This is a genomic window from Novosphingobium sp. LASN5T (genome assembly GCF_003856955.1).
GTDB lineage: Bacteria > Pseudomonadota > Alphaproteobacteria > Sphingomonadales > Sphingomonadaceae > Novosphingobium.
The window spans coordinates 433,875-447,794 of the sequence record NZ_RQSI01000001.1 but is presented as its reverse complement, the minus strand read 5'-3'; the positions used below and the strand labels follow the sequence as shown (position 1 = coordinate 447,794).

Here is a 13,920-nt window from a genome sequence, read left to right as displayed (position 1 = left end):
TGGTATGTCACGGCTTCATGAGCGTGAGATTGCCGGAACGGTCCGAGCTTGAAATGGGCTGGTCGCTTCTGATCGCTTGTATCGCCTGCTCGGGGGTGGGCAGGGAAAGGAAGGGAACAAAGCTGTAGTCGTCCTCAAGGGTAGACACCTGGAGATCGAATTGCGGTTTGCGCTTGTCCATCAGGGCCGCGAGAGATGGCGCCACCTGTATGGTGATTCCGGCATCATCAAGGGCAATGACGTAGGAACCGTCTAGGTCCGTGCGCCGGTACACGCCGTAGTAAGCATTGGACACCGGGTAGCGGCAATAGTCGGCTCCCGGGGCGAACAGTGGCTGACCAGCGTTGTCGTCTGCTTGTTCCGGCTCACTCTTGGCGATCGCACCCAGAAGTCCTGTCATTAGCGAACTGGCGGGATCAGGCTTTGCACGTTTTGCGGGCTTGGCAGGAAGAGTGTCGGTGCAGGCGACAACGGGTTTGGCAGGCCTTGGCGCTTGGGCGTGGTTTCCTGTCGGGATGTTCCCGATAAAGCGCGCAAGCGTGGCGTCCAGCGCGTTCTTGTCCAACGTCGCCGACGAAATCCGCATTGTAATAAGCCATTGATCATGGGGAATAACTGCCGCCCCGGTGCTTTTTAAAGGCCCTCCGTCCATGGCGTACACAGTGCGAAGGGCACTATCGCTGCTTTCCCCCGGGGACGTGAACGCCGTTGTGATCGGCTCGGGGCTCAATTTACCGCCAAGACGCTGGGACGATTCCGGTGAGTGCATCGTGTCGACTATCCTGTCGAACCAGATGGGAACGACGGGAACGGAGGCTCGGAAAACATAGACCGTCGCCGTCGTTTTGCTGTTCGGGTCCTTGTATGTCGCCCAGAGATCGATTTCTCTCGATCCGTTCTGAGCGATTTCCGTCCTGTCAAAACCTTCGATTTTCGGCGGCAGCGTGGTCCCTGTCTGGACGTGAGTCCATGGCGCTGAAACGTCCGCGACGATGGGATGGATTGAATTGCCGGCATTCTGCGCCGATGCGGAAAAGCTGGTGCAGCAAAGCGTGGCGGCAATAAGCGCGCGCCCGATCAACTCAGTTCCCCCGGCGCGCCATGAAGGCCAGCCGTTCGAACAGCATGATGTCCTGCTCGTTCTTGAGCAGGGCGCCGTGTAGCGGAGGGATCGCCTTGGTGGGATCGCGGTTCTGCAGCACGTCGAGCGGCATGTCCTCGTTGAGCAGCAGCTTCAGCCAGTCGAGCAGTTCCGACGTGCTGGGCTTCTTCTTCAGGCCGGGCACTTCGCGCACTTCGTAGAACACTTCCATCGCCTTGCTCACCAGCGTCTTCTGGATGCCGGGGAAGTGGACGTCGATGATCGCCTGCATCGTGTCGCGGTCGGGGAACTTGATGTAGTGGAAGAAGCAGCGGCGCAGGAAGGCGTCGGGCAGTTCCTTCTCGTTGTTCGAGGTGATGACCACGATCGGGCGTTCCTGGGCCGCGATGCGCTCCTGCGTCTCGTAGACGTCGAAGCTCATGCGGTCGAGTTCCTGCAGCAGATCGTTCGGGAACTCGATGTCGGCCTTGTCGATCTCGTCGATCAGCAGCACGGGCAGCGTGGGGCTGGTGAACGCCTCCCACAGCTTGCCCTTCTTGATGTAGTTGCGAATGTCATGCACGCGCTCGTCGCCGAGCTGGCCGTCGCGCAAGCGGGCAACGGCATCGTATTCGTAAAGGCCCTGCTGCGCCTTGGTGGTGGACTTGATGTTCCATTCGATAAGGGGCGCGCCCACCGCCTTGGCGATTTCGTGGGCCAGCACCGTCTTGCCGGTGCCCGGTTCGCCTTTGACCAGCAGCGGGCGCCGCAGCAGCACGGCGGCGTTGACCGCCACCTTCAGATCATCGGTGGCGACATAGTTGCTGGTGCCTTGAAAACGCATGCCTTCCATCCTGTCTTTTTTAATCGCTTGGTTAAGGGATAGGCGGCGGCGCGCCGTGTGACAAGAGCCGCAACGGCGGGTTTGAAACGGTGTTCACGGCGAATTTCAAGCGATTGTTTTGGCCGATTGTTTCGGCCGATTATTTCGGGGTGCGTCCAAGTATTTCCGCATGAATGATATTTCATGATTCAGGGCGATTGCGCCGGCCCGCGCCGGGCTGTAGCCACGCCGCGATGTCAGCGGAGCCCGCGTCCTTGCCTTCCGGTCGATATGGCGCGTCGCGGCGTAGCAGGGGGCCTGCGTTCCTGCTTTCGGCGGCCACCGTCGCGCTGCTGTTCTTCATCATGATCCGGATGGGGGCCTTCACCGGGAATGGCCCCGAAGGCGGCGGGCAACTGGTCGCGGTCAATCTGTCCAAGGAAGCGGAAGCGAGTTCGGCGGGCGCCCGCAAGGCCACGCGCGAAATCAAGGCCAGCGAACGGTCGCAGCAGGCAGCGCAGGCGCCAAGACCGGTAATGCCGCCGCACGTGCCGGTGCCCTCCGAAAACAAGGTCGATTGGCCGCCGGGTTTCATCCACATGAGCCGGGCGGACCTGGCCGCGGCGGACATCAGCAAGATGGCCCGGAGCGGGGACGCGGGCAGCAGCGGCAGCGCGTCGGGCTCGGCGGGGGGATCGGCCGGCGGGCAGGGCGATGGACCCAACGGCGCGCGGCTCTATGCCGCCGAATGGTATCGCGAACCGCGCGATGCGGAGATCGCGGGCTACATGCCGCAGGGCCGCCCGCCCGGCCAGTGGGGCATGATCGCTTGCCGCACGATCGAGAAATACCACGTCGAGGATTGCCGCGAACTCGACGAATCCCCGCGTGGCTCGGGCATCGCCCGCGCCCTGCGGCAGGCCTCCTGGCAATTCCTGGTCCGGCCGCCGCGCGTGGACGGCAAGCCGATGATCGGCGCCTGGGTGCGTATCCGCTTCGATTTCAAGCCGGCGAAGCGCGAGGATGCCGCGGGCGATGAGCCGTCCGACGGCGGTTGATCGGCGTTATTCGTCTTCTGTTTTCCGCAACAGGAAGCGGCGCAGGCGCGGTATCGGCAGGACGCGCCACAAGACGAGCAGCGCGATCAGCAGCGCGAGCCATGGAGCGCCGATGCCGACGATGAAGACGACCAGTGCGACCATCGTGCGCAAGCTGGACCAGGAGGCCTGCGCCACCCCGGCGAACGGGTTGTCGCCCCACACGAAGCTGCCACCGCCGGCATAAGTGAAGGTCATCGGCGTGCTTGCCAATCGCACCGCGCCGGTTGTCTGGGCATCGCGTTCCGCCGCGACCTTCGCGCGCAACGCGCCGGCCTGCTGGTTCAATTCCGCCCGTTCGCGATCCCCCAGGCCACCCTTGGCGAGTTTGGCCTCGATCTGGTTGAGATCGGCCTGCGCGTCCGAACCGCGCTTCTCGGCGGCCGCGATGTCGGAACCCACGTCTTGTCCTTCGATCGCAGCGCGGATCAGCTTTCCGTCGGCGTGCTCCACCGCCGCAATGCCTTCCTTGCCAAATGCGCGGGCAAGATCCGGGGCCAACTTGAATTCGAGGCTGGCGCTGACGCTATCGTTGCGCACCAATGCATAGTGCATGCCGGTGATGCGGCACCGTTCCGGGCCGAGTTTTTCGCAGGCGGCAGCGTGTTGCTCCTGCACGCCCGCGATCGCCTTGTCGGGAAGCGCGAAGTCATAATGATAGTTGAAAGCCACACCTGGCGCCGCTGATGGCGATATGCCGGGGACACTGGAGGCGGCGCTTTCCGAAGCGGCTTCGGGCGCTTTTTCGCCGCACCCGGCGAGCAATAGAGAGCAGGCTGATGTTGCGGACAGAAGGAAGGAACGGACGCCGACGCGCATGTCTATCTCCCGAGTGCTCCGCCGGAAGGCGGTGGCGGGAGAAATTACTACTTAATAAGTAGACATTGTCAATCGAGCCTGCGTCGGCGTTACATCCGTTTGAGCGGGAATGATCAGTGCCCGTGCCCGCGCGGGCGCTCGCCGCCGCGCGGTCCGCCTCGGTGGGGATAGTTCGGCATGTGATAGTCGCGCCGCGGCTGGAAATTGCCGCGGAACTCTTGATAGCGTCCGCCGGGGGGAGGCGCGTCGCGGCGGAAGTGGTTGCGGTCGCCGCGCCGGAACGCGCGGGCGTCAGGGGCGGAGCGATAGTAGAAGAAGCCGTCGCGGCCCCAGTAGCCGTCATAGACCGGGCCGTAATACCCGTCGTACCAGCCGTTATAAGGGTAAGGGGAGCCCCAGCCCACGCTGGTGCCGTATTCGCCGTAGTATCCATCCGACGCGCAGGCAGACAGGCCAAGCGCCAGGGGCAGGGCTATCAGGGTGATCGAACGCTTCATGGCAAATCTCCGCAATCCGCCGCTGTTCGCGAGCGGTTTCGGCCCACCCTTCTCGGGATAGGACCGCCGATCTTAGCCATGGGTGAACGGTTGACGGGACGTTCGGGTTCCGGGCGATGGCCGGTTTCTGGGCGCGTCAGGCGTCGATCAGTTCCGGATCGACTTCGCTCGCGCGGTTCTGGATGAACATGAAGCGGTGCTCGGGATTGCGGCCCATCAGGCGGTCGACCAGATCCTTCACGGCCGCGCGGCCTTCGTATTCCGGCGGCAGGGTGATGCGGATCAGCGAGCGGCTGGCCGGGCTCATCGTCGTTTCGCGAAGCTGCTGCGGGTTCATTTCGCCCAGCCCCTTGAAGCGGGAGACTTCCACCTTCTTGCCCTTGAACTTCGTCGCTTCCAGCTCGGCGCGGTGGGTATCGTCGCGGGCATAGGCGGAGGTGCTGCCGCTGGTCAGGCGATAGAGCGGCGGCTGTGCCAGATAGAGATGGCCGCGCCGAACCACGTCGGGCATTTCCTGGAAGAAGAACGTCATCAGCAGCGTGGCGATGTGCGCGCCGTCGACGTCGGCATCGGTCATGATGATGATGCGGTCATAGCGCAGCGCATCCGGGTTGCAGTCCTTGCGGCTGCCGCAGCCCAGCGCCAGGATCAGGTCGGCGATTTCCTGGTTGGCGCGGATCTTGTCGCTGGTGGCGCTGGCGACGTTGAGAATCTTGCCGCGGATCGGCAGGATCGCCTGCGTCTTGCGGTCGCGCGCCTGCTTGGCGCTGCCACCGGCCGAATCGCCTTCGACGATGAACAGTTCGGTCTCGCCATCGCCTTCGCCGGAACAGTCGGTCAGCTTGCCCGGCAGGCGCAGCTTGCGGGCATTGGTGGCGGTCTTGCGCTTGACCTCGCGCTCCGCCTTCCGGCGGAGCCGCTCGTCCATGCGCTCCATCACCGCGCCCAGCAGCGCCTTGCCGCGCTCCATGTTGTCGGTCAGGAAGTGGTCGAAATGGTCGCGCACCGCGTTTTCGACGAGGCGCGCGGCTTCCGGAGACGTCAGGCGGTCCTTGGTCTGGCTCTGGAACTGGGGATCGCGGACGAACACCGAAAGCATGACCTCGCTTCCGGTGATCATGTCTTCCGGCGCGATGTCCTTGGCCTTCTTCTGCCCGATCAGTTCGGCAAAGGCGCGGATGCCCTTGGTCAGCGCCGCGCGCAGGCCCTGTTCGTGCGTGCCGCCGTCGGGCGTGGGAATGGTGTTGCAGTACCAGCTGTACGAGCCGTCGGACCACAGCGGCCAGGCGATCGCCCATTCCACGCGGCCCATCTCCTGCCCGTCCGGCCCGGCGGGAAAATCCTGCGATCCGGTGAAGGGCACCGACGTTACGCATTCGCGCGCGCCGACCTGTTCGGCGAGGTGATCGGCAAGGCCGCCGGGGAACTGGAACACGGCTTCCGCCGGCACGTCTTCCGAAGCCAGCGATGGCGCGCACTTCCAGCGGATTTCAACGCCAGCGAAGAGATAGGCCTTGGACCGCGCCAGCCGGAACAGCCGCGCCGGCTTGAACCGGGCGTCCGCACCGAAGATTTCGGGATCGGGTACGAAGGTGACCGAAGTGCCACGCCGGTTGGGGGCATTGCCGATCTTTTCCAGCGGCCCGGTGGGATGCCCGCGCGAGAATTCCTGCGCGTAAAGCTCCTTGTTGCGCGCCACTTCGATCCGCGTCAGCGTTGACAGCGCGTTGACCACGCTGACGCCGACGCCGTGGAGGCCGCCCGAGGTGGCATAGGCCTTGCCGGAGAACTTGCCGCCCGAATGGAGCGTGGTGAGGATCACTTCGAGCGCCGACTTGCCCGGATATTTCGGGTGCTCGTCGACCGGGATGCCGCGCCCGTTGTCGGTGATGGTCAACCGGCCGGCCGAGCCGGGTTCTTCCTCCAGCGTCACCTCGATGCGGTTGGCATGGCCGGCGACAGCCTCGTCCATCGCGTTGTCGAGCACTTCGGCGGCAAGGTGATGCAGCGCGCGTTCGTCCGTGCCGCCGATATACATGCCGGGACGGCGACGAACGGGTTCGAGCCCCTCCAGCACCTCGATCGCGGAGCTATCGTAGCTTTCGGCGCTGGATACCGGCGCCTTGTCGAACAGGTCGTCAGCCATATGGAACGGCTATAGAACACGCCGGATTCCGGACGCAAGCCGGGAGGCACCCTAATGCGGGCGATTTCGGCGCAAAGGGGCGGATAACTTATCCCGTCCGGCGATACCGGGCGGGCGGGGCTGGTGTCAGGGGGTGAAGCGGGCCGGCGCCGGGCTTACCGTCGTAAAGGTGCCCGCGCCTACCTCGCGCACTTCCATGGCGCGCTCGGCCACGCCGAACTGGTTGAAACGGAACACGCCGTCCAGGCCGATGAACCCGTCGCGGTCATAGAGCTTGGCTGTGGGGAAGATCGTTCCGGGCTTCCAGGTGCGGCCCACGTTGAGAGTCAGCAGCACGCTATCGTAGCCGAGCGTGGCGATGCGCGAGGGCGATGCGCCATAGCGGCGGCGATAGCTCTGCTCGAACTGACCGAAGCGCGCGTCGGATACCGTGGCGAACCACGCCCCGCGCGTGGCGGCGCTGCGCGCGATCCCGGCATCGCCCGCCCACAGTTCGGTGCCGAGCAGGCGTGTTCCGCCGGCCGCCGGCGCGGCCTGGAGCGCAATGCGCGCGCCGTCCGCGATCAGCAGCGCATCGACCGGGGCCTTGGCCAGCAGGCGGCGCACCGCGCTGGCGACCGAAGTGTTGCTGCGGTCATAGGTTTCGGTGGCGGTTACCGTCACGCCGCTGGCGCGCGCGGCTTCGGTCAGCGCGTTCATCGCCCGCTGGCCGTAGATGCCGGTGGGGATGATCGCGCCGATGCGGTTTACGCCGCGGCTCTTGGCGAAACTGACGACGCGGGCCACCGATTGGCCGGGAACCTGCCCGAGCACGAAGACGTCGCGGTCGGCCACGCTCACGTCGTTGGAATAGGTGATCATCGGCACCTTGGCCGGCCGCGCGACTCCGGAAACGGCGACGACGTCTTCGGCCAGCAGCGGCCCGAGGATCAGGCGGTTGCCGTCGAGAATAGCCTTGTTCGCCGCCGCGCCGGCGCCGGCCGCCGTATCGTAGGTGGTGATGCGCAGGTTCTGCGCGTTGGTATCGAGCAGCGCCATCATCGCCGCATTGGCGATCGACTGGCCCACCGATGCGTTTGGCCCCGTCATGGGCACCAGCAGCGCGACGCGGTGGCGCGAGGCATCGGTAGGCAGGACATTGGCCTGCGGCGCGGTTTCGGTCGGTTCGGGCCTGGGCGCGACCGGCCCCTGCGGCTTGGGAATGACGGTACACGCGGCGAGCGCGGCCATGGCGCCCATCACGAGAAAACGCCGCCCCATCCGGACGGATCCGACCCATTGACCTTTCAACATCGCTTGCCCGTTCCCAATGACCCGGCCATGGAAGGCGCATGACCACGCCTTCGCTTATGGAGCCCGGGCTCTATATTGTCGCCACGCCGATTGGCAATCTCGGCGACATTACCAGACGCGCCGCCGAAACGCTTGCCTCTTGTGCGGTTATAGCGTGCGAAGACACGCGCGTCACGGCTAAGTTGTTGAATCATCTTGGCATCAAGAAGCCGCTGCGGCGCTATGACGATCACGCCGGAGAAGAGGCGCGCGAGCGATTACTCGCCGAAATGGCGGAAAAACCGGTTGTGCTGGTGAGCGATGCCGGCACGCCGCTGATTTCCGATCCCGGCTATCGCCTGGTGCGGGAAGCGCGCGCGCGCGGGATCGCCGTCACCAGCCTGCCGGGGCCTAGCGCGATGATCACCGCGCTGACCATCGCCGGCTTGCCGACCGACCGTTTCCTGTTCGCAGGTTTCCTGCCGTCGAAGGACAAGGCACGGGGAGATGTGCTGGCGAGCTTCGCCGCCGTCCCAGCGACGCTGGTGTTCTACGAAACCGGGCCGCGCCTTGTCGCCTCGCTGGAAGCCATGGTGACCGTGCTGCCGGGGCGGGAAGTTGCGGTAGCGCGGGAACTGACCAAGCTGCACGAGGAATGCCGGACGGGCACAGCGGCAGACCTTGCCGACTACTATCGCGCGCATCCGCCCAAGGGAGAGATCGTGCTGCTCGCCGGCCCGCCCGCCGCGCCCGAGGCGCCGGACGAGGACGTCGTCGAAGCCGAACTGCGCGCCGCGCTCGCCGAATTGCCGCCCTCGCAGGCCGCCGCCCGCGTGGCGAAGAAGCATGGGCTCGATCGCAAGGCGCTCTATGCACAGGCGATGGCGCTCAAGGCATGAGCCGCGCCCGTGATCGGGCCGTGGCCGAAAAACAGGGCCGGCGTGGCGAGGCGCTGGCCGGCCTGTGGCTGCGCTTGAAAGGCTGGCGCATTCTCGCCCGACGCCAGCGGATCGGCGTGGGTGAGGTCGACATCGTCGCGCGGCGCGGCCGCACGCTGGCTTTCGTCGAGGTCAAGTGGCGGCGTAGCGGCGAAGCACTCGATCTCGCCATCGATGCCCGCCGCCTGCAACGCGTGGCGCGCGCCGCCGAAGCGATCGCGCCGCGCTTTGCCAGACCCGGCGATGTCCTGCGAATTGACGTGATCCTCCTTGCGCCAGGCCGCTGGCCACGCCACATGGCGAACGTCTGGCAGCCATGACGGCGCCTTCACGGGATGGAACAGCATGACCCTTCGCGTCGCGGTCCAGATGGACCCGCTTCATTCGATCAACATCGCGGGGGATTCCTCCTTCGCCCTGATGCTGTCGGCGCAGGAACGCGGACATGAACTGTACTATTATGACGTGAAGTCGCTGGCGTGGAAGGCCGGGCGCGTGACGGCCGAAGGCGCACCGGTGACGGTGCAGCGCGTGGCAGGCGATCACTACAAGCTGGGCGAGGTGCGCAAGCTCGATCTTGGCAGCGACGCCGATGTCGTGCTGATGCGGCAGGACCCGCCGTTCGATCTGGGCTACATCACCGCCACGCACCTGCTGGAACGGCTGGAGGGCGAGACGCTGGTCGTCAACGATCCGCGTTCGGTGCGCAATGCGCCGGAAAAGGTCTATGTGCTCGATTACGCGCGCTTCATGCCGCCCACGCTGATCACCCGTTCGGCAAAGGACGTGCGCGCCTTCCAGCACGAACTGGGTGAAACGGCGGTGGTGGTAAAGCCGCTCCACGGCAATGGCGGCAAGGCGGTGTTCAAGGTGGAAGCCGATGGCGGCAATCTCTCCGCGTTGGCCGAACTGTTCGGACAGGTCTGGCCGGAACCGTTCATGGTCCAGCCGTTCCTTCCCGAAGTGACCGAAGGCGACAAGCGCATCGTGCTGGTCGATGGCGAGGTCGCTGGCGCGATTAACCGCAAGCCGGGCGAGGGCGAGTTCCGCTCCAACCTTGCCGTCGGCGGCTATGCCGAACAGACCACGCTGACCGCGCGCGAGCAGGAAATCTGCGAGGCGCTGGGGCCGGAGTTGAAGAAGCGCGGCCTGATTTTCGTGGGCATCGACGTGATCGGCGGCAAGTGGCTGACCGAGATCAACGTGACCAGCCCCACCGGCATCGTCGCCATCGACAAATTCAACGGCAGCGATACGGCGGGTATGATCTGGGACGCGATCGAGCGGCGGCTTTGACGCATCGGGAACCGGACCCGTTCCCGCATCGCCGCGTTGTGTGATCGATGAATGACTGGATCGTCCACCTGATCGAAGGCGGCGGCTATTGGGGCATCGCCGCCCTGATGGTCATCGAGAACGTGTTCCCGCCGATCCCGTCCGAAGTGATCATGGGGCTGGGCGGGATCGCCGTGGCCAGGGGGCGGATGGAAATCGCGCCGCTGATGCTGTTCGCCACCGCGGGATCGACGCTGGGCAACTATTTCTGGTTCCTGATCGGACGGGCGTTCGGATACCGGCGCCTGCACCCGCTGGTCACGCGCTTCGGACGCTGGCTGACGCTGGACTGGCACGATGTCGAACGGCTGGTGGCCTTCTTCGGGCGGCACGGGCAGTGGGTGGTCTTCGTCGTGCGCTTCGCCCCGGTGATGCGCACGATGATCTCGCTGCCGGCGGGCCTCGCCCGGATGGGCCACGCCCGTTTCCTGGCGTTCACCTTCGCCGGCGCGGCAGTGTGGAACGCGCTGCTGGTGGCGGCGGGCTATTATCTCGGCCGCAATTTCGCGGAGGTCGATCGGTACACCGGGCCGCTGGCGACCGGCTGTATGGCGCTGGTGGCTATCGCCTACCTGTGGCGCGTGGTGCGGTGGAAGCCACGCGAGGAGTGAGGTCCCTTACAGAAGGCGATTATATCGCTTGCAATCCATGGAGCGCTGCCCACCCCCAACCCCTCCCGCTTGCGGGAGGGGAGCAAGACTTGCGTCGCCGCAGGCGGCGTCAGTCGCAGCGGGGTGGGCTTCCCCCTTCGCACTTGCAAACGATTCAGGCGTCCTTCGCCAGCCAGTCTTCCAGCCACTTGATCGTATAATCGCCGCTGAGGAAGTCAGGATCGGTCAGCAGCTTCTGGTGCAAAGGGATCGAGGTCTTGACGCCATCGATCACCATTTCCTCCAGCGCGCGCTTCAGGCGCATGATGCAGCCTTCGCGCGTGCGGCCATAGACGATCAGCTTTGCAATCATCGAATCATAGTACGGCGGGATGCGATAGCCGGCATAGAGCCCCGAATCGACACGCACATGCATGCCACCGGCCGCGTGATAGGTCTTCACCAGACCGGGCGAGGGCGCGAACGTGAACGGGTCTTCCGCGTTGATGCGGCACTCGATCGCGTGGCCCTTGAACTCAATGTCCTCCTGCGCGACCGACAGCGGCCGTCCTTCGGCGATGCGGATCTGTTCGCGCACCAGGTCGACGCCGGTGATCGCTTCGGTCACCGGATGTTCCACCTGCAGGCGGGTGTTCATCTCGATGAAATAGAACTCGCCGTTTTCCCACAGGAACTCGATGGTGCCCGCGCCGCGATAGCCCATGTCGGCCATGGCGCGCGCGACCACACCGCCCATGCGCGCGCGCTCCTCGGACGAGATGACGGGCGAGGGCGCTTCTTCGAGCACTTTCTGGTGGCGGCGCTGGAGTGAGCAGTCGCGCTCGCCCAAGTGGATGGCGTTGCCGTTACCGTCGCCGAAGATCTGGAATTCGATGTGGCGCGGGTTGCCGAGATACTTCTCGATATAGACCGTGGCATCGCCGAACGCGGCTTTCGCCTCGCTACCGGCCTGCTGCATCAGCGTTTCGAGCTGGTCGGCGCTGTTGCACACCTTCATGCCGCGTCCGCCGCCGCCCGATGCGGCCTTGATGATCACCGGGTAGCCGATCGCCTCGGCAATCCTGCGCGCTTCCTCCACTTCGGAGACGGCGCCATCCGATCCCGGAACCAGCGGCAGGCCCAGCGCGCCGGCGGTGCGCTTGGCCTCCACCTTGTCGCCCATCGTGCGGATATGTTCGGGCTTGGGGCCGATCCAGGTGATGCCGTGGGCTTCGACGATATCGGCGAACTTGGCATTCTCGGAGAGAAAGCCGTAGCCCGGATGGATCGCGTCGGCCTGGGTGATCTCCGCCGCCGAAATGATCGCGGCGACGTTCAGGTAGCTGTCGCGCGCGGGCGGCGGGCCGATGCAGACCGCGTGATCGGCCAGGCGCACGTGCATCGCGTCGGCATCGGCGGTGGAATGCACCGCGACCGTTTCGATCCCCATCTCGTGCGCGGCACGGTGGATGCGCAGGGCGATTTCGCCGCGATTGGCGATCAGCAGGCGTTTGATGGCCATGGGCGCTGGCGCCTCAGCCGATCACGACCAGCGGCTGGTCGTATTCGACCGGCTGCGCATTTTCGACGAGGATCGCCTTCACGGTGCCGGCCGCGGGCGCGGTGATCGCGTTCATCACCTTCATCGCTTCGACGATCAGCAGCGTTTCGCCGGCCTTCACGGTCTGGCCAAGGCTGATGAAAGCGGGAGCGCTGGGGTCGGGCGAGAGATAGACCGTGCCCACCATCGGCGATTTCACGGCATTGGCGTGATCCTCGGCAGGTTGCGCTGTTGCGGGCGCGGCCGCCGGAGCAGCGGCGGCAACGGGCGCCGGAGCGGCGACGGCAACGGTCTGCGCCAACGGCGCCGCCGTCAGCGTGCGCGCGACGCGGATCTTGCGTTCGCCGTCCTCGACTTCGATTTCGCTGAGCCCGGTTTCGGCAAGCAGCTCCGCCAGTTCACGCACAAGCGTGCTGTCGATTGCCATTCCTTCGGCCTTTTCGCCGCGGTCGTGCCCCATTTTAATCCTCGCGGGTGGTCATACTGGCTGGCCGCCATGCCTTCAGCCGGCGGCGCTGGCAAGGGGGGGATGGGGTGGGAATGCCCGCGAGGGTGGAAAACAGGCGCTTTCGCCGCTTTTTCGCGCCTACGGAAAGCCGTCAGAGCGCGGCGGCGGCGTCCAGCGCCAGAATGTAGCTGCGCGCACCGAACCCGGCGATGGTGCCCTTGGCGGCCATCCCGACGTAGCTCTTGTGGCGGAATGCTTCGCGGGTGTGGGGGTTGGACAGGTGGACTTCGATCACCGGCGTCCGGATTCCCTTGATCGCATCGTGCAGCGCGACCGAGGTGTGGGTATAGGCGCCGGCGTTCAGCAGCACGGCCTTTGCCCCCACGGCCTGCGCTTCGTGCAGCCAGTCGACCAGGTGGCCTTCGTGATTCGACTGGCGCATGTCGATGTCGAGGCCGAGCGTCTGCGCGTGGTCTTCCAGCATGCCGGCAATGTCGTCCAGCGTCTGCGATCCGTAGATTTCCGGCTCGCGCAGGCCAAGCAGGTTGAGGTTCGGTCCATTGAGGACGAAGACGGTCTTGTCTGACATGGTGGCGTGTTCCCGGTGCGTGTGGCCGCCGCGCCGTGATAGTGCCGCCGCCGCCATGCGCAAGTGGCCGCGCGAATCCCCCGGAAGGAACCCGCGCGGTCCATCTCTTTACCGGTCTATGCCCTTGGCCTTGCCCCACTGGCGCGCCGCCGTGTAGCCGAGATAGCCGGTGCCGAAGAGCGCATAGAGCGGCTCGGGCAGGCCATTGAGATAGGCGGTGATACCGGCGGCGATGTCGCGCGCCGCTTCGGGCCGCGCCGCAGCGATCAGGCCCATCGGCAGCGACCACAGGATCATGATGTACATGACGTAGAGGAAGCCGGGGCGGGCGCGGCTGGTCCATGGATCGGTAGATCCCGCTTCGGCGAGGATGGCCGACATTTGCGTGCGGATCTGCTCGAGTTCCTGCGTGCCTTGCAGCCTCAACAGTTCCAGCTTGGCGCGGTCGCGGGCTTCCTTGTCGGGAATGATGCGATCGATGATTGCGGAGATGGGGGAAATCAGGGCGTCGAGGAGGGGCATGGGAGCGTCCTTGTTGCGGCAGGACGCGGGACAGTAACCGTATCGGTTCATGTAGGAAACCAAAGTATGATTGCTCAGGCGCTCGACATGATGTGAGATACAGAAATCGCACTGAGCGATCATTGTGACGATTTAAATCGCTTTGATAAATGAGTTCGCCCGAACGATACGGATTTCGGCGGCGCATGCGGCGCGGTTGATG

Annotated in this window: 15 protein-coding genes; 5 read left to right on the top strand and 10 right to left on the bottom strand. The window is 65.2% G+C overall.

Going from position 1 to position 13,920, the window contains the following annotated elements; translation table 11 throughout:
• Positions 1–7: 7 nt before the first annotated feature.
• Both EH199_RS02135 and EH199_RS02130 read right to left on the bottom strand, forming a co-directional pair.
• Positions 8–1,081, bottom strand: coding sequence for a hypothetical protein (locus tag EH199_RS02135; protein ID WP_124807605.1), 1,074 nt, complete (start codon positions 1,079–1,081; stop codon positions 8–10).
• A gap of 1 nt (position 1,082) precedes the next feature.
• Positions 1,083–1,925, bottom strand: coding sequence for a MoxR family ATPase (locus EH199_RS02130; protein WP_124807604.1), 843 nt, complete (start codon positions 1,923–1,925; stop codon positions 1,083–1,085).
• Positions 1,926–2,179: 254 nt separating this feature from the next.
• Between EH199_RS02130 and EH199_RS02125 the strand changes: the two genes are divergently transcribed.
• Positions 2,180–2,962 (top strand): hypothetical protein, encoded by a 783-nt coding sequence (locus EH199_RS02125; protein ID WP_223806420.1) that lies wholly within the window; start codon positions 2,180–2,182, stop codon positions 2,960–2,962.
• A 6-nt stretch (positions 2,963–2,968) separates the two neighbouring features.
• On the opposite strand, the gene EH199_RS02120 is transcribed toward EH199_RS02125, so the two are convergent.
• The 4 genes from EH199_RS02120 to EH199_RS02105 form a co-directional block, all read right to left on the bottom strand.
• A complete protein-coding gene (locus EH199_RS02120) occupies positions 2,969–3,673 on the bottom strand; it encodes a hypothetical protein (protein WP_124807602.1) in 705 nt (234 codons plus the stop codon).
• Positions 3,674–3,933: 260 nt separating this feature from the next.
• Complete coding sequence (locus EH199_RS02115; RefSeq protein ID WP_124807601.1) at positions 3,934–4,317, bottom strand: hypothetical protein; 384 nt, start codon at positions 4,315–4,317, stop codon at positions 3,934–3,936.
• 136 nt (positions 4,318–4,453) lie between these two features.
• Complete coding sequence (parE, locus tag EH199_RS02110) at positions 4,454–6,463, bottom strand: DNA topoisomerase IV subunit B (protein ID WP_124807600.1); 2,010 nt, start codon at positions 6,461–6,463, stop codon at positions 4,454–4,456.
• 126 nt (positions 6,464–6,589) lie between these two features.
• Entirely contained in the window at positions 6,590–7,723 is a 1,134-nt protein-coding gene (locus tag EH199_RS02105) for a penicillin-binding protein activator (RefSeq protein ID WP_124807599.1), read from the bottom strand.
• Between the two features lie 71 nt (positions 7,724–7,794).
• Between EH199_RS02105 and rsmI the strand changes: the two genes are divergently transcribed.
• From rsmI to EH199_RS02085, 4 genes are read left to right on the top strand one after another with little or no spacing between them, the layout of a single operon-like run.
• Positions 7,795–8,634 carry a 16S rRNA (cytidine(1402)-2'-O)-methyltransferase gene (gene rsmI / locus EH199_RS02100; protein WP_124807598.1) on the top strand — a complete coding sequence of 280 codons (840 nt, stop codon included), beginning with the start codon at positions 7,795–7,797 and terminating at the stop codon, positions 8,632–8,634.
• Complete coding sequence (locus EH199_RS02095) at positions 8,631–8,993, top strand: YraN family protein (protein ID WP_124807597.1); 363 nt, start codon at positions 8,631–8,633, stop codon at positions 8,991–8,993. Before rsmI ends, EH199_RS02095 begins: the two co-directional genes overlap by 4 nt.
• 25 nt (positions 8,994–9,018) lie before the next feature.
• On the top strand, positions 9,019–9,969 hold the full coding sequence (gene gshB, locus EH199_RS02090) for a glutathione synthase (RefSeq protein WP_124807596.1): 951 nt from the start codon (positions 9,019–9,021) through the stop codon (positions 9,967–9,969).
• Between the two features lie 47 nt (positions 9,970–10,016).
• Positions 10,017–10,619 (top strand): DedA family protein, encoded by a 603-nt coding sequence (locus EH199_RS02085; RefSeq protein ID WP_124807595.1) that lies wholly within the window; start codon positions 10,017–10,019, stop codon positions 10,617–10,619.
• 154 nt (positions 10,620–10,773) lie between these two features.
• Here the strand turns inward: EH199_RS02085 and accC are convergent, their stop codons facing one another.
• From accC to EH199_RS02065, 4 genes are all read right to left on the bottom strand, one after another.
• Positions 10,774–12,120 carry an acetyl-CoA carboxylase biotin carboxylase subunit gene (gene accC / locus EH199_RS02080; RefSeq protein ID WP_124807594.1) on the bottom strand — a complete coding sequence of 449 codons (1,347 nt, stop codon included), beginning with the start codon at positions 12,118–12,120 and terminating at the stop codon, positions 10,774–10,776.
• A 13-nt stretch (positions 12,121–12,133) separates the two neighbouring features.
• The gene (gene accB, locus EH199_RS02075; protein ID WP_124807593.1) at positions 12,134–12,619 is read right to left on the bottom strand and encodes an acetyl-CoA carboxylase biotin carboxyl carrier protein; all 486 of its coding nucleotides are present in this window, start codon (positions 12,617–12,619) and stop codon (positions 12,134–12,136) included.
• Between the two features lie 139 nt (positions 12,620–12,758).
• Positions 12,759–13,196: a type II 3-dehydroquinate dehydratase gene (gene aroQ / locus EH199_RS02070; protein ID WP_124807592.1), complete on the bottom strand. Its 438-nt coding sequence runs from the start codon at positions 13,194–13,196 to the stop codon at positions 12,759–12,761.
• Positions 13,197–13,304: 108 nt separating this feature from the next.
• A complete protein-coding gene (locus EH199_RS02065; RefSeq protein ID WP_124807591.1) occupies positions 13,305–13,718 on the bottom strand; it encodes a holin family protein in 414 nt (137 codons plus the stop codon).
• Between the last annotated feature and the right edge of the window lie 202 nt (positions 13,719–13,920).